Raw genomic sequence first — 17,892 nt, forward strand, 5'->3', positions numbered from 1 at the left:
GAGGTTTTTACACCATTTTAATGGGGCGATGTGAAGCAGATGCGCACCGCTTCCGCACGCGAAGCCGAAGCGTCCGGAACTGAAGCAGGCAGCACCGAACGGGGCAAGCTGAAGTTGTTTTTTGGCGCATGCCCTGGTGTGGGCAAGACATGGGCAATGTTGCAGGCCGCGCGGCGGCGACGTGACGAAGGCGTCGACATCGCACTCGGCGAGATCGACACGCGCGGCCGCGAACCGCTCAGGCGGCTGCTCGACGGTATGCCGGTGCTGCCGCCGAAATATGTACAACACCATGGGCGGCTGGTACGCGAGTTCGATGTGGACGGCGCGCTCGCCGCGCATCCACAGTTGATCGTGATCGACGAACTCGCGCGCGCAAACCTGCCCGGCAGCCGGCATGCAAAACGCTGGCAGGACGTCGATGTGCTGCTGGCAGCGGGCATCGACGTCTATGCCACGCTCGATGTGCAGAACCTCGAGAGCTTGAGCGATGCCGCTAGCAATATCGTCGGCGTGCGCGCGGGCGAGACGGTGCCCGATCGCCTGTTCGCCGATGCAGTCGACGTAATGCTGATCGATTTGCCGCCCGACGATCTGCTCGCACGCCTGTTGTCCGGCATCGTGTCGTTGCCGCCGGCAGCGGAAGTCGCCCGCGCGAACTATCTGCGCAGAACCAACCTGCTTGCACTGCGCGAGCTGGCCTTGCGCTGCGTCGCGGATCGCGTCAATGCGGACGTGCACGGCCAACGCCTGAAGGGCAGGCTGCGCGCGACGCTTGCCGACCGCGAGCGGATCATGGTTTGCATTCGCGCCGATACCGCGCACGAAAAGCTGATTCACGAGGGCGCGCGTCTCGCGCAGCAGTTACGCGCCGAATGGCTGGTGGTGCACGTCGACCAGCCGGATAGCGGGCGCAATCCGCAGACGCGGCAGACCTTGCTGGCGCTCGCCAATCTCGCCGATGGCCTTGGCGCCGAGTTCGCGAATCTGCCTGGCGAAGACGTCGCCGCTACGTTGCTGGCCTATACGCACGAGCGCGGCGCGACCAAGCTCGTGCTTGGTCACGATGGCCGCAGAGGGCGCTGGCGCATGCCGTGGCAAACGCGTTTGACGCAACGCATTGCTCGCGCGGATCCGCAACTCGGTTTGCTGCTGGTCGGCACCGGCGATGTGGATGCGCGGCACGCGCGGCCGCCAGCGCAGAGCACTGCCGAAACGCGGCTGAACGGGCTGATCCTTGCATTTCTCGCCTGCGCGCTGACCACCTTCATCGCAAGTGTGCTGCTGCATTTTTTTGCCACGCCGAATGTGGTGATGCTATTCATGCTGAACGTGGTGCTGCTGTCGTTGCGGCTGGGCCGTGTTGCGGGGGCCTGGGCTGCGCTGCTTAGCGTGGCAAGCTTCGATTTCTTTTTTGTCGAGCCGCGCTTTTCGTTCGCGGTATCGGATACGCAATACCTGTTCACCTTCGTGTTGATGCTGACGGTTGCGCTGGTCACCAGCCAGCTGTCGGCGCGGCTGCGCTACAAGGCCAAGGTGGCGACTGCCGGCGAACGGCGCGCGACCGCGGTGGCACGGGTAGCGCGCGACCTGTCCAGCGCGATCCAGACTGCGCAGATCGCGGCGGTGTGCCGGCAAACGATCGCGCCGCTGTTCGACGCGCAAGTTGCACTCGTGTTGCCTGACGCAACCGAGCAACTGACGCGAGCACCCACCGATCCGTTCGTCGATACCTCCGTCGCGCAATGGACCTACGAGCATGCGGAAGCCGCGGGCGCCGGCACGCAGACCTTGAGCGGCTCCAGCGCGCTATATCTGCCGCTGAAGGGGCCGATGTGCGTGCGCGGCGTGCTGGCGATCTGTGCCGAGCACGGCGGCGAGCTGTCGAGCGATGCCGACGACCGGCGTCTGCTTGAAGCGTGCTGTTCGTTGATCGCGCTGGCGCTCGAGCGCACGCACTTCATCGAGATCGCGCAGGACACGCAGGTGCGCATGGAAGGCGAGCAACTGCGCAACGCGCTGCTGGCCGCGGTATCGCACGATCTGAAGACGCCGCTCACAGCCATACGGGGTCTGGCCGAAACGCTCGAGCGGGTCAACGATCTGCCCGATATCGAGCGCACCACTGCATCGCGCGCAATCCGCCTGCAGACAGAAGAACTTTACCGGCTCGTCACGAACCTGCTCGATCTCGCGCGCATGCAAAGCGAAGGCGTGCGCCTCAACAAGGAATGGCACGCGCTTGGCGAGATCGCCGGCAGTGCGCTGGCCCGGCTCGGCACCACGTTGGCTGCGCACCGCGTGCGCACCGAACTGCCGGCCGATCTGCCGTTGATCGAAATCGATGCGATTGCGTTCGAGCGGGTGCTGGTCAACCTGATCGACAACGCAGTGAAGTACACACCCGCTGGCTCGACGATCCAGTTTCGCGCGCGTGCAGTGGGCGACACGATGCATCTGTTCGTCGAAGACGATGGTCCGGGCTTGCCGAACCTCGACCCCGAACAGTTTTTCACGGCATTCACGCGCGGCGTGCGCGAATCGACTATCTCCGGCGTGGGGCTCGGGCTCGCGCTATGCCGCACGATCGTCGATGCGCACGAAGGCTCGATTCAGGCAGAGCGGCGTTCGCCGCAGGGCACGCGCTTTGAAATCAGGCTGCCGCTCGGTGCGCCACCCGAGATCGAACAGGAGGTACTTGCATGAAAAAACCGCGCATTCTGATTGTCGAAGACGAAGCGGATATCCGGCGCTTTATCCGCATGTCGCTGGAACGCGAAGGGATGACCGTGTTCGAGGCGGGCACGGCGGCGGCCGCGCGGGTCGAAAGCGCGAGCCGGCAGCCGGAGCTGCTGATCGTCGATCTGGGCTTGCCGGACGAGGACGGCAAGGTGCTGATCCGCGAGTTGCGCAGCTGGTCGCGCGCGCCGGTGCTGGTGTTGTCGGCGCGCGATCGCGAAACCGAGAAGGTCGATGCGCTGAACACCGGCGCGGACGACTATCTGACCAAGCCGTTCGGCGTGCCCGAGCTGATCGCGCGGGTGCGCGCGCAGTTGCGTCGTGCGAATCTGGTGGCAAGCGATGGGCCGGCCGCTTCGACGGTGCGCTTTGGCGACGTAGGTGTCGATCTGGCGACTTACGAGGTGACGCGTAACGGCGCGGCGGTGCATCTGACGCCGACTGAATTCCGGCTGCTGGCCGCATTGATTCGCGGCTATGGCAAGGTCATTACGTACCGGCAGCTGCTGCTCGACGTGTGGGGACCGGGGTACGCGGACCGGCCACAGTATCTGCGCGTGTATATGGTGACGCTGCGCCAGAAGCTCGAAGACGATCCGACCCAGCCGCGCCATCTGATTACCGAGTTGCAGGTGGGGTATCGGCTGGCGGGGCTGGCGACGTGAAGCGCTGACCCCTCAACCGAGGCGCCGGTTCGCGTCGCTCGTGCCGAACAACTGTGCGAGAGACACGACATGAGCATCCGCATGGTGCCCGACCAGCAGGCATTGCATGGCTAGCTGCCGCGCCCCGGCGCCGTCCGTCAGCGGGTTGTCGCCGATCACCAGCGTGTCTGCCGCATCGGTGCCCAACCGCTGCAACGCCTGTCTAAACAGCAACGGCTCCGGCTTGCCGACCACGCAGGTCGGTTCGACGCCGGCGCAGGCAACCACCGCGTGCATCAGGCTGCCGGTTTCAGGCGTCACGCCGCCATCGGCTGCCGGGTGGTTCAGATCCGGATTGGCCACCATCAGCTTCGCGCCACGTCGCAACTGGTTCGCCACTGACGTCAGCCGCATATAGCTGAAGTTCACATCTCGTCCCAGCAGAATCACGTCCGGCTCGTGTTCGACCACGTTACAGCCGAGCGAAGCCGCGAACCGCGCCAGCGCCGGGCTCGCGACGATCCGCACGCGCGCCTGCGGATATCGCTGCGCCACCAGTAGCGCCGCCTGCTCCCCCGCCAGCACGATCCGCTCAGGCTTGACCCGCAGACCCAGCCTTACCAGCTTGCGCGCCAGCGTCGACGCAGTATCGCGCGAGTTGTTCGAGACGATCGCATAGCGATCCGCCGCGTAGTCGAGCAGGTCTTTCGCGCCGGCCATCACCTGGTTGCCGGACACCAGCGTGCCATCGAGATCGATCACGAAACCGTTTGCGTCGGCGAGCAGACGGCGCGCCGCCAGCACTTGCAAGGCGGTGGATTCCTGCGCCGGCACGGCGGGCGCCGAGGGTGCTGCAGGTGTTCCTGATGGTGGCTGCGAGGGCGGTGCGTCTTCGCTTCTCCGCGCGGGGTCGTACGCGGGATCGTAAAGAGAGCTGGGGAAATGGCGCATCGAGAACGTTCCTGACCTGTCGGGCTGATAAAAAACAGCCGCAAGCTTAATGCTGAACTTAGCTCATATCAACCATCTTTTTAAACTGAGCTATCTTCATTTCGCTGTCACAGACGGTGCCTAGCATGCGGATCGTTCGCTTCGCTGTTCAGCGCAGCGCACTTGCTCCGGGGTGAAGCAACGCAGCTTCGGGACCGGCCAAAACTACGCAGGGGTTCGCTGGGGTGTCGATCTCCTCCGGCGGCATTTAATACGGTCTACTGATATGAACTTCGAATGCACTGTGGTGCGTGATCGAGAGATTGCGCACGGGATAGGGGGGCGCGCGCTGCTCGGTGCCGCGCTCGTCGTCGCGGCAGTTTTGCTGGCCGCCTGCGGTGGCGGCGGTGGCAGCAGCCCGAATGGGCAGTCCAGCGCGTCGAACGCCCCAGGCTCGGGGGCGGGCGGTGCTCCGGGCTCGGGCGCGGGCGGCTCGACGCCGGCATCCGGGGCATCCCCGGCGTCCGGGACTTCGAACAATTCGGCGCCGGTCCTGCACTGCGCGCCCTGAGCGCGCGTAACGGCGACCGCGCGGCTTGCACGGCACTCCCCCTTCCAGCCTTGTAGAGAAACCCCCCATGAATACCAAAGCACACGACGTCAACGTCCCGGCCAAGCCGAAGAGCCTTGCGCGGCGCGACTTCCTGCGCGCAGCGGGCGCCACCGGCGTGCTCGCCGGCGCCAGCATGCTGCCGTCTTCGATCCGGCGCGCACTCGCGATTCCGCCGAGCGGCCAGACCGGCACGATCCAGGACATCAAACACGTGGTGATCCTGATGCAGGAAAACCGCTCGTTCGACCATTACTTCGGCACGCTCAAGGGCGTGCGCGGTTTCGGCGACCGCTTCCCGATCACGCTGGCGAGCGGCCAACCGGTGTGGCAGCAGGTGTCGAGCGCGCCAACCGCGACCACCACGGTCACGATTCCGCCTTTCCACCTCGATACGGCAACGATGAACGCGATGGGCGTGGCCGACTGCCCGCACGATTACGGTAGCGGTCAGGCGGCGTGGAACCAGGGGCTGTTCGGCCACTGGCCGTACTGGAAGACCCAGTATTCGATGGGCTATTACGAGCGCGCCGATATTCCGTTCCATTTCGCGCTCGCCGAAGCCTTCACGTTGTGCGATGCCTACCATTGCGCGCTGACCGGTCCGACCGATCCGAACCGCGTGGTGTTCTTCTCGGGCTCCAACTACAATCCGGCGCTTGCTGCGGTAGGCATCAACCCGACCGATGCAGATGCCGAGGTGACCAACCTGCGCTGCTCGGTGTCGGGCACGATTTCGGCAACCGCAGCGCCGAACCAGTACACCTACGGCGGGTCGTCGTTCGCATGGCCGACGCTGCCCGACCTGCTGCAGGGCGCGAACGTCAGCTGGAAGATCTACCAGGATCCGAACAACAACTGGAGCGGCCTGCTGCACGGCTGCCTGGCATTCCAGAGCTTCCGTACCTCGGCGCCGGGCTCGGCGATCTACAACAACGGCATGACCGGCGGCCCGGACTTCCTGACGTCGTTTGCGACCGACGTGCAGAACGGCACGCTGCCGCAAGTGTCGTGGATCCTGCCGACGCCGAATGTCTCCGAACACCCCAGCTATTTCCCGAGCGACGGCGCGAATTTTATCTCGCAGGTGCTCGATGCGCTGACGGCCAATCCGACCGTGTGGAGCCAGACCGCCTTCTTTATCACCTATGACGAAGAAGACGGCATCTTCGATCACGGCCTGCGTCCGGCGGTGCCGTCGTACGACGCGAGCGGCAATGTGATGGGCGGCTCCACGATGTCGCTCGCCGGCGAGTATTTCTCCGACCCTGCGCGCACGTATCTGGAAGCAGCCGATACGGTCAGCGGCACGGTGCGCCCGTGGGGCCTCGGCGGCCGCGTGCCGATGTTCGTGATCTCGCCCTGGACCGCGGGCGGCTGGGTCAACTCCGAGGTGTTCACGCATACGTCGATGGCGCTGTTCCTCGAGAAGCGCTTTGGTATCACTGCGTCGAGCGTGAGCCCGTGGCATCGGGCGGTGGCCGGCGATCTGACCAGCTGCTTCGACTTCACCAGCCCGAACGCGACCAACAGCACGTATGCGGGGTTGCCGAGCACCGCGAACACAGCAGCTTTCGACGCCGCACAGCGCGCCTTGCCGGGCGTGAGCGCGCCGGGTGCACCGGAGCCGCTTTTCCAGGAAGCCGGCTACCGTCCGTCGCGTGCGTTGCCGTATGAGTTGCATACCAGCGCGCGGGTCTCCACCAGCGGCTCGATCGAGCTGATGTTCAGCAACACCGGCACGCAAGGCACGGTGTTCCATGTGTACGACCAGAACAATCTCGCCAGAATTCCGCGCCGCTACACCGTCGAAGCGGGCAAGCAGTTGAACGACACTGCGTGGACCAGCGACGTCAACGGGAACTACAACCTGTGGGTGTACGGCCCGAACGGTTTCGTGCGCCAGTTCAGCGGCAACACCGGCAGCGGCGCGCTGGTGGAACTGCAGGTCTGCTACGACGTTGCAAACGGCGCGGTGTACGCGACCGTCAACAACCGCGGCACCGCGGACGTGCAGGTCTCGCTGAGCGCCAGTGCGTACGCAAGCGTGTTCACCGGCGGCCCCTGGTCGCTGAGCGTGCCGGCCGGCAAATCGGCCGAGCAGAACTGGCCGCTGTCGGGCACCGGCAACTGGTACGACTTCACGCTGACGGCACCGAATCTCGTGCGCCGCTTTGCGGGCCGGGTCGAAACGGGTGCGCCCAGCATCAGCGATCCGGCGATGGCCAGCGGGATCGCGAACTGATCGCCCCGCGCAAAACGACTAGGAACCCCCAACATGACGAACAGACAGCAGGTCGCGCACCTCAGCGTGCTGATGGGCGTGCTGCTCGCCGCCTACGGCGTGCAGGCCGACGCGCAGGTGTCGACCACCTACGACAGCACGACGCACAACGAAGGCGTGGGCACCGGCGCGGGCACCACCAGCGTGAGCGGCAACTACAACCAGGCCTTCGGCGAGCAGGCCGGCAACACGGTCAAAGGCAGCAACAACACGGCAATCGGCGAAACGGCCGGTGTGTCGGTAACCGGTAACGACAACACCGCCATCGGCCAGGGCGCGGGCAGCACCGTCAGCACCAGCTACAACCTCGCGCTCGGCGACGGCGCGGGGACCAACGTGTCGGGCGGCAATGCCAACCAGGCGATCGGCTTCTTCGCGGGCATCAACGTGGTGGGCGGCTGGAACCAGTCGTTCGGCCGCAGCGCGCAGACCAACGTGACGGGTAACTACAACAACGCGTATGGCTTCTGGGCGGGCAGCTACACCACCGGCAGCTATAACGACTCGTTCGGCACCAGCGCCGGCGAGTACGTGACCGGCAGCTATAACCAGGCGTTCGGGGATAACGCCGGCCAGCACGTCACAGCCAACAACAACATCGCGCTCGGCCAGGGCGCGGGCAACACCGTCAGCACGAACTGGAATCTGGCGATCGGCAACGGCGCAGGCACCAATGTGTCGGGTCATAACGCGAACCAGGCGATCGGCTATTTCGCGGGTATCAACGTGGCCGGCGGCTGGGACCAGGCGTTCGGCCGCAGCGCCGAGACGAACGTGACGGGCAGCTATAACAACGCGTACGGCTTCTGGGCAGGCAGCTTCGTGACCGGCGACCAGAACACCGCATTCGGCTCGAATGCCGGCGAGTACGTCACCGGTAGCAACAACCTCGCAAATGGCCAGAACGCCGGATCGAGCGTGACCGGCAGCTTCAACTCGGCGAGCGGCGTGAGTGCGGGCTCGAGTGTGGTCGGCAACGACAACGTCGTCGAAGGCGCGAATGCGGGCATCGCGGTGCACGGCGATAACAATGCGGCGTTTGGCCCGTATGCCGGCAGCAACGTCACCGGCCAGACCAATCTTGCGATGGGCTACGGCGCCGGGCACGACGTGATGGGCAGCAACAACGTCGCGCAGGGCTATGGCGCAGGCTTCTTCGTGACGGGCAGCGACAACGTCGCGATCGGTTCGCTGGCCGGCAACTCGATCAGCGCCAACGATTCGGTCGCGATCGGTTCGCATAGCCTCGCGGTTTCCGACAGCGTGGCGCTCGGTGGCAACTCGGAGGCGGTGCGCGGTGCGCTGGCTGCGTATCAGGCATTTGGTCTGGGCAGCCCGCAGTCGTCGGCCGGCGAAGTCAACGTCGGCAACCGGCAGATCACCGGCGTAGCGGCCGGCAGCCAGGCCAACGACGCGGTCAACCTGCAGCAGCTCGAAGCGGTAGCGAACCAGTTGTCGGATCAGATGGCTTCGATCGGCCAGCAGTCGGCGACCACGCCGCCGGCCCTGTCGCAGGGCAGCACGAACGCGTCGCAAACGGCAACCGACAAGAGCGCGACGCCGGGCGGCAGTGGCACCTCGCCGGCGGCAGCAGTCGCGTCGGGTGCAGCGGCGACCGCGATGGGATATGCGGCGAATGCGGCCGGCGAGAACAGCACCGCGATCGGCGCGAATGCGCTGGCCGCGTCGGACAACAGCACGGCGAACGGGGCAGGCGCGGTTGCGTCGGCACAAAACAGCGTGGCGATCGGCACCAACGCCGCGGCTTCCGGTATCAACTCGACTGCGCAGGGCAGCAATGCGAGCGCCGGCGGCAGCAATGCCACCGCGCTCGGTGCGAATGCGAACGCCGCGGCGGCCAACTCGGTTGCACTGGGTTCGGGCTCGGTCGCCGAAGATCCGAACACGGTGTCGGTCGGCGCGCCCGGCAGCGAGCGACGCATCACCAACGTGGCGCCCGGTGTGAACGGCACGGATGCCGTCAACGTGAACCAGTTGTCGTCGGTTCAGTCCGGCATCAACAGCGTGGCCCGCAAGGCATATAGCGGCGTGGCCGCGGCCACCGCGCTGACGATGATCCCGGAAGTCGACGCCGGCAAGAACTTCGCGATCGGCATCGGCACCGCCACCTATCAGGGCTATGGCGCCACCGCGCTCGGCGCGAGTGCGCGCTTTAGCAACAACATCAAGATGAAGCTCGGCATCAGCGTCGGGTCGGATGGCGCTGCTTATGGCGCCGGCATGTCCTATCAGTGGTAGCCCCCTGGCACTTCAATTATCTGGAGCACTCCGGCATGAAAATCGAATCTTTCCGCTTTGTCGCATCGTTGCTCGTTTCGGCCTGCTGCGCGGTTGCGGCACACGGGGCTTATGCAGCCGATGCGGCCGCCGCGTCGAATGCGTGCCCGAACGACGGCACCGTGCGCTTCGGCGTGGAGCCGTATGAATCGACCGCGCGGCTGCTGCCGGTCTATACGGATCTCGCCAACCTGATCGGCAAGAAGATCGGCTGCAAGGTCGAGCTGTATGTGGCGACCAGCTACAACGCCGAAATCGAAGCGATGCGTAACGGCAAGCTCGAGTTCGGCCAGTTCGGCCCGCTCGGCTATGTGCTCGCGCATCAGGTTGCGCATGCGCAGGCAGTCGCCGGGTTCTCCGGTGAAGACGGCAAGCCGGCCAATTACTTTGCGTCGATCGTCACGTGGCCGGGCAGCGGCATCAAGACGCTCGCCGATGTGAAGGGGCACTCGTTTGCATACTCCGATCCCGCGTCGACGTCGGGCCACCTGTTCCCGGCATTCGGTCTGCGCAAGAGCTCCATCGATCCGGACCACGACGTCAAGGCTGTTTATGCGGGCAGCCACACGGCGTCGTTTGAGGCGCTGCGCAATCACAAGGTCGAAGCGGGCGAGCTGAACAGCGAGGAAATCGCCAGCGCGCTGTTGCACAACGAATACGATGCGGCAGCGTACGTAACGCTGTGGAAGTCCGGCCCGATTCCGCAGGATCCGTTTGCGATTCGCGGCGATCTGCCGGCTGATTTCAAGGCGCGCCTCGCCGCCGTACTGCAGACGCTCGACTTCCGCGAACTGCCGGACGCCGACCAGAAGTTCCTCGCGGCTAACGAAGGCAAGGCGCTGAAGACGGTGCCGCAGACCGACAGCGCATACGATCAGATTCGCGATCTGGTCTCGACGCTCAACATCGATCTGAACAAGCTGTGAGTACGTTGCATACGGTTGCGACGATGGGGCCCGCGCCTGGCAGTGAAAGGGGCGCGGTGCTCGCCGGGGCGGATCCGGCGATGCTGCGCGGCGTGCAGGCCGACGTGCGGCTGGCCGTGCGCGGCCTGACGATGCGTTATCCGAACGGGCACACCGCGCTGCACGACGTGAACCTGACGGTGCACGCGGGCGAGATGGTCGTGATTCTCGGCAGCAACGGCTGCGGCAAGTCCACGCTGATGAAATGCGTGGTCGGGCTCAACCGGCCGACCGGCGGTTCCGTCGAAGCCGGTGGCCGCGATCTCGCCGCGCTCGCCGGGCAGCCGTTGCGCGTGGCGCGGATGTCGGTCGCGTTGATCTCGCAGCACGCGAATCTCGTGAAGCGGCGCAGCGTACTGGCGAACGTGTGTACCGGCTCGTTAGGCCGTCATCGCACGTTGTCGACGATGCTCGGCCGCGTGCCGAAGAGCGAGATCGAGCCCGCCCGCGGCTATCTCGACGAAGTCGGCCTGCTGCCACTCGCCGGGCAACGCGCGGGCACGCTGTCGGGTGGCCAGGCGCAGCGCGTCGCGGTGGCGCGCGCGCTGGCACAGCGGCCCGCAGTGGTGCTTGCCGACGAGCCGGTCGCGAGTCTCGACCCTGAAGCCGCTGACGAAGTGATGCGTCTGCTGCGTCGCCTCGCAGCCGACGACCAACTCGCGGTGGTGTGCGTATTGCACCAGCCCGAACTCGCGACGCGCTATGCCGATCGCCTGATCGGCATGCGCGGCGGCCGGATCGAATTCGACGAACGCGCGTCGTCCGTCAGCATGCAACAGATCTCCAACCTGTATGTGAGCGAGACCTCATGAATCGCGTTTCTTCGCTGCGGGCAGCGTCCCCGCAGACCTCGCGCGGCAGTCCGCTTTCGCGGATCGCTGCGCTGGCCGCGTTTGTCGCGCTGTTCGTGCAGGCGTGTGTGGGCGTGCATGCGCGTCCGCAGGATCTGCTCACCGGCGCGCACGGTATGGCCGACATCCTCGCGCGCGCGATGCCGCCCGACTTCAGCCAGTTCGGGCCGAGCCTGGCGCCGATCCTGGAGACGATTGATCTCGCGGTGTTCGGTACCGTGTTTGCGGTGCTGCTCGCGTTTCCGCTTGCGCTGCTGGCCGCGGCCAATGTGAGTCCCGCGCGGCCGCTGTATTACATCGCGCGCGCGATTATCGGCATCACGCGGGCGGTGCCGGATCTGGTGTGGGCATTGCTGTTCGTGACCGCGGTCGGGCTAGGGCCGTTTCCGGGCGCGCTGGCGCTGGGTGTGCATTCGGTCGGCATGCTTGGCCGTTTGTTCGCCGAGGTGATCGAGGACATGGAAATGGGCCCCGTCGAAGCGTTGACGTTGACCGGCGCGAGCCGCATGCAGGTGTTCACGCATGCGGTGGTGCCCGGGGTGTTGCCGACGCTGCTTGGTATCAGCCTGTTTCGCTTCGACGAGAACCTGCGTTCGTCGCTGGTGCTTGGATTTGTCGGCGCGGGCGGGATCGGCTTCGAGCTGCTGACCGCGATGAACCTGTTTCAGTATCGGACCGTTTCGTTTCTGCTGATCGTGACGTTTGTACTGGTGATCGCGGCCGAGCGTGGCTCCGCGTATCTGCGCAGCCGGGTGCAGTAAGGCGCGACTGCGCTGCTGCGCGGTCGTTACGTTCCGGTCGTGTGTGCGAGATGGCTGGCCAGTTCAGCGAGGCTCGCACTCCAGTCGCCGCGCAGTGCCTGTCGATGACGTGTGACGTTCGGATACCACGCGCGTCCATTGTCCGCCCAGCGCCAGTCGGCGTGCCGCTGCAGCAGCACATGCAGATCGGCGCCGAGCGCGCCAGCCAGATTGGCGCTCGACGTGCATACCGATACCACCCGGTCGAGGCACTGGATTGCCGCAGCAGTGCGGCTGAAATCCGTGACGAATTCCGACAGGTCGGTGAGCGGCAGGTCGGGGACTTCGGCGATCCGCTCGAGGTGGGGTAGCGGCATCAACGCATAGAACTGCACGTTGTGGATGCCGCTCAGCCAGCCGTTGACGAGTGCAGAAGGGACATTGCGTGCGGTGCGGTTGTCACGCACGGCAGCGGGATTGGACGACCAGACGAGTCCGACGCGCAGCGGGCGCGACGCGCTGCCGTGATCGGCAGATGTAGCGCGTTCGCCGATCAGTGCGCGCGCGTCGGCGAGATCGCCGGTGTCAGGCTGCAGATAACGGGCAGGCGTCGGCTTGTCGATCCAGCGGGGAAGATCCCCGAGGTAGGCATGCCAGGCACTCGACGTGTGATGCCCGATGACACTGGCGAACGATGCGCGGTCTGTGCGATCTTCTTCGAGCAGCGCGGCGGATTCCACTTGAAGGTCCGGGAAACTCGCGCGAAACAGGCGGACCAGTTCCTGCCGGCACATCACCACGACACGCATGCCGGCGGCGTTCGCGCGCTTGAGCAGCCCAGGTATGAATGCGGCGAACAGGATTTCATCGCCGGCGCCCTGTTCGCCAGTGATGAGTAGCAATCCGTCTCTTTCGAATTGCCCATTCCATGTCGGGTAAGGCCGCTCGATGCCGCGCAGCATGATGCTCTCGCCGGCATCGAAGCGGCGCGCGTAATGCAGCCATGCCTGATCAAAACGCTGCTGTTGCAGCAGGAACAGCGCGTACTCCCAGTGAGTCGCCGGGTCGTCGTTTTCGGCAAGCTGCTCGCGGAACAGAATATCGGCCCGCTCGGCGAGGCCCAGGTATGAACAGCACACCGCCATCCGGTGTGCCGCATGTCGACGCTTGCGGCCTTCGATCACGGCCAGGCGGTCCAACAGTTCGAGTGCGAGTTCGAAGTGTTCGCGCAGCCTCAGGCATTCGCTGTAGTTCCACAGCGCATCGGCGAAGTTCGGTTCGACCGCGAGACAGGCGCGATACGCCGCCATCGCGCGCAACATATGCCCCGCCTGTTGCAGGCTGACGGCGAAGTTGTAATGCGTGCGCGGATCTGCGGGCGATAGCCGCGTCGCGTGTTCGAGCGCGGGCAACGCGATATCCAGACGTCCGGCCCCCGTCAATGCAACACCGCGCAGCATATGTGCGAAGCCATGGTTGCTGGCTACGGCAATCGCGCGTTCGGCGTGGCTGATCGCATCGGGCCAGGCGCGCTGGGACAGTGCGCGTAATGCGAGGCTCAACGCTTCTTCGATGTTTGGGTGTGGTGTGTTGCCAGGTTTGATGTGCGTGCTTCGGTTCGGCATACGGTCCTCATGTCGACCACCGATGGTATTCACTTTTGCACGCGCATTTGATGAATTAAATCTTACTTTCTGACTGCCTTGGGAGCGCGGCGACCCGAGCTACACGAAGACCGCGTCCGGCCTTGATATAAGATCGTCTTTTAACGTGCCGGAATGACCTTCATGCAAGTGTTCGTCGATGCCGACGCCTGTCCCGCCGTAATCAAAGACATGTTGTTTCGCGCTGCGCGACGTGCCGAAGTGACGGTGACACTGGTGGCAAACCAATATCTGCGCACGCCGCCGTCTCCCTTTATCAAATCGATTCAGGTGCCGGCCGGTTTCGACGTGGCCGATGCCCGTATCGTCGAACTGGTCGCGTCCGGCGACCTGGTGATTACCGCGGACATACCGCTTTCCTCTGCGGTAATCGACAAGGGCGGGCATGTGCTCGATCCACGCGGAAACTGGCTGACCCGCGAAAACATCCAGGAACGCATGACGATGCGCGACGTGATGGATCAACTGCGCAGTGCCGGCATCGATACAGGCGGGCCTGCGCCCTTTAGCGCGCGCGACAGCAAGGCTTTCGCGAGCCAGCTCGATCGATTCCTCGCGCGTCACGGCACGCGGCCTGGCGGGGCTGGCTAGAATTTGCCGATTCGATTTGATAGCTTCCGCGCAGCGTTCGCCGTTGATGAAGAGCCGGCTCATTGCACGATACTTTTCGTGCTATCGGTGCATGTAGACGTGCCAAGGTAGCAGGCTGTGCGCGCCGACGCGTGTTGCCGCTTTTTCGCGATCTTCCTCTCCGCCTGAAGGATATCGTCTGGATAGCTGTCATCGCTGGTGCGCCCCAGGTCGTAGCCTGCTGCCTCCAGGTCTATGAGCTCCTGCTTGACCTGCGCGCGCGTCAAGGGTGTGCCACTCGCGCTCTTGCAGGCTGCGAAGGAGGGTGCGGGTTTCGCAGTAGTCAAAGTTAAAACTACAAGCATCGCAATGCCACACCGTGTTAGCGGTGCATGTTTACTTTTCATAACGGTTACCGAATATGTGCATATGCATCACGATGGGTTTAATCATGCCACCGAACGCCGCAACGGTAGCACGGTGCGGTTTAGATATGCAACCGGGAAAGTTATACTGTTGCCCTGTTCGATATCCGATGAAAGAGCGCAGTAAGGCAAACGCCTTCACCGCTCCCACACCATGAGACGCACCTCCTTAAAGAACGAGAAATGTCCGGTTGCCCGTTCCCTCGATGTGGTTGGCGACTGGTGGACGCTGTTGATCGTCCGCGACGCGCTGAAGGGTGCGAGACGATTCAATGAGTTTCAAAAGAGTCTTGGGTGTGCGAAGAACATTCTGAGCACGCGGCTGCGCGGAATGGTCGAGGCCGGCATTCTCGAGGTGCGAGACGCGTCCGATGGTGGTGCGCATAGCGAATACCATCTCACCGGGAGCGGTGAGCAATTGCAGGTGGTGCTCGTCGCGTTGCGACAATGGGGTGAGCAGAACCTTTTTGAGCACGGCGAGCCGATGATGGTTGCGCTCGACGCGAAGAAGAAGCAGCGTTTGCAACGCCTGCGACTGACCACCGTTGACGGGCGCGGGCTCAGACCTGCCGAGATTCGGGTCGAGGAGGGCGCGGCCGTTGTCGATGAGGCGAGCGGACGTGCACACCAGTGAGCAATTTCTTCAAGGAACATGTGTCATGACAAAACGTATTCTCGTGATCGGCGCCGGTCATGCCGCTGCGCAACTGTGCGGCAGTCTGGTCGAGGCGAGGCAGGCCGGCCATGAGCTCGACATCACGGTGACGAGTGCCGAAGCCCACGTGCCGTATCATCGTCCGCCGCTGTCGAAGGCTTTTCTGAAGACCGGCGATGCGCAGATTGCGCCGATCCGTGCGGCCGAATATTACGAGCAGCACGGTATCGCGATGCAGCTTGGCGACGCCGCTGTTGCGCTGGACCGGGACGCGAAGAGCGTGACGTTCGCATCGGGCCGCACGCTCGCTTACGACGCGCTGGTGCTCGCAACCGGCTCGCGTCCGCGACGCTTGCCGGGTATCGCAGAAGACGTGAAGGGCGTTCACTATCTGCGCAGCGCGGGCAGCGCCGAACAGTTGCGTGAGCATCTTGCTCGCGCAAAGCGGCTGGTCGTTATCGGCGGCGGCTTTATCGGTCTTGAAGCCGCGGCCACCGCCAACGCGCTCGGCAAACAGGTCGTCGTGCTCGAATATGCGCCGGCTCTGCTGATGCGTGCGCTGTCGCCCGAGATGTCCGGCTATCTGCTGCAGCAACATCGTGCGAGCGGCATCGATATCCGGCTCGATGCGCGTATCGAAGGCATCGAGGTTGGCAGTGACGGCGCGGTGACCGGCGTGCGGGAATCGAATGGGGTCGTGCACGAGGCCGACGCCGTGCTGATCGGCATCGGCGGCGAGCCGGAAACCACGTTGGCCGAGCAGGCCGGGCTCGTGTGCGACAACGGCATCGTTGTCGATACCTACATGCGTACCAGCGATCCGCACATTCTTGCAATCGGCGATTGCACGTCGTTTCCGCTATTCGGCAGCGACCGGCGCATTCGCCTCGAAGCCGTGCAGAACGCCGTCGACCAGGCGCGCTGCGCGGCAGCAACGCTGATCGGCAAGCTGGAGCCGTATTCGGCTACACCATGGTTTTGGTCCGAACAGGGCGCGTTCCGAATTCAGATCGCCGGGCTGATTCATCCGGACAGCAAACGCTTTTTCCGCGGCAAGCAGGAAGACGGGAAATTTTCGCTGCTGCACTACGTGGGCGATGCATTGATCGCGGTGGAAACCGTCAATATGCCGGTCGATCATCTGGCTGCGCGGCAACTGGTGAATCGTGGCCTCGCGCTGCGGCCGGAAGACCTCTGCGACGTGACGGTGCCGTTGAAATCGTGGGTGCCGGCGGCCTGATGCGCTGTGTTGGGCAGACGTGGTCTTCGTGCGTCAACTTCGTGATGGTCAAGATTGGCGAAGAGGGATGCCGGTTAGCGCCACAATACCGTATTGATGCGCCGCGGCATTGTCGTGCGTCCACTTGCCGCACTCGCAGAATTGACTGCTAAACGACAGGCTCACCGCGAAGCGAGCCTGCCTTCGCACCCGGCGCGCGATTACGCAGCCAGGATCGCGTTGACGATCGCGTCGCCCATTTCGTGAGTCTTGCCCGTTCCGCCCAGATCGGCGGTCAGCGCGATGCGCTCGCGCATCACGTTGCTCACCGCTTTCTCGATGCGAGTGGCGGCATCGCAGGCCGCACGGACCTCATGTTTGCGGCCCAGCCAGTCGAGCAGCATCTGGCCGGACATGATCATCGCGTACGGATTGGCGATCGCGCGCCCGGCAATGTCGGGCGCCGAGCCGTGCGTGGCCTGGGCCATTGCATGGCGCGGACCAGCTGACAAGCCGGGCGCGAGGCCCAGGCCGCCGACCAGGCCAGCAGCTTCGTCGGTCAGAATATCGCCGAACATATTGGTGGTGACCACCACATCGTACTTCTGCGGCGTCATCACGAGGCGCATCGCGAAGGTGTCGACGATCGCTTCGTTCATCGTCACGTCCGGGTACTCGGCGGCAATCCGCTTCGCTTCCTCGACGAACATGCCGCATCCCAGTTTGAACACGGTGTCCTTATGCACGACCGTGAGTTGCTTGCGACGTGAGCGCGCCAGCCTGAACGCTTCGTGCAGCACTTTCGACGAACCCGCACGCGTGATGACACGCACGGAGATCGTCACGTCCTGGGTCGGCCGGAATTCGCCGCTGCCGGCCACCACGTTGCGGTCCGGCTGGAAGCCTTCATTGTTCTCCCGCACGATGACGAGGTCGACGTTCTGATGCAACGACGGCACGCTCGGGTACGACAGCGCGGGCCGGATATTGGCGAACAGGTCGAAGTGCTTGCGCAGGATCGGGTGCGGATTGATCGCCTCAGGCACTTTCGGATAGGCCATGTGGCCGATCGGTCCGAGAATCCAGCCGTCGAGTGCGCTAAGCGTGTCGAGCGTGTCGGGCGGCAGCGTATGGCCCAATGTGTCGAAGGCCTTGCGGCCGATCGGCACCGGCCGCCAGTCGATCTCCAGTCCGGCGCGGCCAGCGGCGGCGCGCATCACCTTGACTGCTTCGGGAACGACTTCGTGGCCAATGTCATCGCCTTCAAGAATGCCTATTTTCATGCGTCTTTCTCCTAA

The 17,892-nt window shown here is 64.4% G+C and carries 14 protein-coding genes; 10 read left to right on the forward strand and 4 right to left on the reverse strand.

Features of this window, described 5'->3' with window-relative positions; genetic code table 11:
• The first annotated feature begins 39 nt into the window (after positions 1 to 39).
• Positions 40 to 2,706: a DUF4118 domain-containing protein gene (locus ACYVNQ_RS18290; RefSeq protein WP_460903971.1), complete on the forward strand. Its 2,667-nt coding sequence runs from the start codon at positions 40 to 42 to the stop codon at positions 2,704 to 2,706.
• Positions 2,703 to 3,404, forward strand: coding sequence for a response regulator (locus ACYVNQ_RS18295; protein ID WP_460903972.1), 702 nt, complete (start codon positions 2,703 to 2,705; stop codon positions 3,402 to 3,404). The genes ACYVNQ_RS18290 and ACYVNQ_RS18295 overlap by 4 nt, the downstream gene beginning before the upstream one ends.
• A 12-nt stretch (positions 3,405 to 3,416) precedes the next feature.
• On the opposite strand, the gene ACYVNQ_RS18300 is transcribed toward ACYVNQ_RS18295, so the two are convergent.
• Entirely contained in the window at positions 3,417 to 4,217 is an 801-nt protein-coding gene (locus tag ACYVNQ_RS18300) for an HAD-IIA family hydrolase (protein WP_460903973.1), read from the reverse strand.
• Positions 4,218 to 4,951: 734 nt separating this feature from the next.
• On the opposite strand from ACYVNQ_RS18300, the gene ACYVNQ_RS18305 reads away from it, so the two are divergent.
• From ACYVNQ_RS18305 to phnE, 5 genes are read left to right on the forward strand one after another with little or no spacing between them, the layout of a single operon-like run.
• The gene (locus tag ACYVNQ_RS18305; protein WP_460903974.1) at positions 4,952 to 7,168 is read left to right on the forward strand and encodes a phosphocholine-specific phospholipase C; all 2,217 of its coding nucleotides are present in this window, start codon (positions 4,952 to 4,954) and stop codon (positions 7,166 to 7,168) included.
• Between the two features lie 33 nt (positions 7,169 to 7,201).
• Positions 7,202 to 9,466, forward strand: a complete 2,265-nt coding sequence (locus tag ACYVNQ_RS18310; protein WP_460903975.1) for a YadA family autotransporter adhesin — start codon at positions 7,202 to 7,204, stop codon at positions 9,464 to 9,466.
• A gap of 35 nt (positions 9,467 to 9,501) precedes the next feature.
• Positions 9,502 to 10,431: a phosphate/phosphite/phosphonate ABC transporter substrate-binding protein gene (locus ACYVNQ_RS18315; RefSeq protein WP_460903976.1), complete on the forward strand. Its 930-nt coding sequence runs from the start codon at positions 9,502 to 9,504 to the stop codon at positions 10,429 to 10,431.
• Positions 10,428 to 11,282, forward strand: coding sequence for a phosphonate ABC transporter ATP-binding protein (locus ACYVNQ_RS18320; RefSeq protein ID WP_460903977.1), 855 nt, complete (start codon positions 10,428 to 10,430; stop codon positions 11,280 to 11,282). The genes ACYVNQ_RS18315 and ACYVNQ_RS18320 overlap by 4 nt, the downstream gene beginning before the upstream one ends.
• Positions 11,279 to 12,082 (forward strand): phosphonate ABC transporter, permease protein PhnE, encoded by an 804-nt coding sequence (gene phnE / locus ACYVNQ_RS18325; protein WP_460903978.1) that lies wholly within the window; start codon positions 11,279 to 11,281, stop codon positions 12,080 to 12,082. The genes ACYVNQ_RS18320 and phnE overlap by 4 nt, the downstream gene beginning before the upstream one ends.
• Positions 12,083 to 12,108: 26 nt before the next feature.
• Here the strand turns inward: phnE and ACYVNQ_RS18330 are convergent, their stop codons facing one another.
• Positions 12,109 to 13,686 (reverse strand): tetratricopeptide repeat protein, encoded by a 1,578-nt coding sequence (locus ACYVNQ_RS18330; protein ID WP_460903979.1) that lies wholly within the window; start codon positions 13,684 to 13,686, stop codon positions 12,109 to 12,111.
• Between the two features lie 162 nt (positions 13,687 to 13,848).
• Here ACYVNQ_RS18330 and ACYVNQ_RS18335 point away from each other — a divergent pair, with 162 nt between their 5' ends.
• A complete protein-coding gene (locus tag ACYVNQ_RS18335; RefSeq protein WP_460904954.1) occupies positions 13,849 to 14,316 on the forward strand; it encodes a YaiI/YqxD family protein in 468 nt (155 codons plus the stop codon).
• Between the two features lie 59 nt (positions 14,317 to 14,375).
• On the opposite strand, the gene ACYVNQ_RS18340 is transcribed toward ACYVNQ_RS18335, so the two are convergent.
• Positions 14,376 to 14,702, reverse strand: a complete 327-nt coding sequence (locus tag ACYVNQ_RS18340; protein ID WP_460903980.1) for a DUF4148 domain-containing protein — start codon at positions 14,700 to 14,702, stop codon at positions 14,376 to 14,378.
• Between the two features lie 172 nt (positions 14,703 to 14,874).
• Here ACYVNQ_RS18340 and ACYVNQ_RS18345 point away from each other — a divergent pair, with 172 nt between their 5' ends.
• Both ACYVNQ_RS18345 and ACYVNQ_RS18350 read left to right on the forward strand, forming a co-directional pair.
• Entirely contained in the window at positions 14,875 to 15,354 is a 480-nt protein-coding gene (locus tag ACYVNQ_RS18345) for a winged helix-turn-helix transcriptional regulator (RefSeq protein ID WP_460903981.1), read from the forward strand.
• 25 nt (positions 15,355 to 15,379) lie between these two features.
• On the forward strand, positions 15,380 to 16,615 hold the full coding sequence (locus ACYVNQ_RS18350; RefSeq protein ID WP_460903982.1) for an NAD(P)/FAD-dependent oxidoreductase: 1,236 nt from the start codon (positions 15,380 to 15,382) through the stop codon (positions 16,613 to 16,615).
• A gap of 200 nt (positions 16,616 to 16,815) precedes the next feature.
• Here ACYVNQ_RS18350 and ACYVNQ_RS18355 read toward each other — a convergent pair whose 3' ends face one another.
• Positions 16,816 to 17,877: an isocitrate/isopropylmalate dehydrogenase family protein gene (locus ACYVNQ_RS18355; protein ID WP_460903983.1), complete on the reverse strand. Its 1,062-nt coding sequence runs from the start codon at positions 17,875 to 17,877 to the stop codon at positions 16,816 to 16,818.
• Positions 17,878 to 17,892 lie beyond the last annotated feature (15 nt).

The sequence above is a fragment of the Paraburkholderia jirisanensis genome (assembly GCF_054782355.1).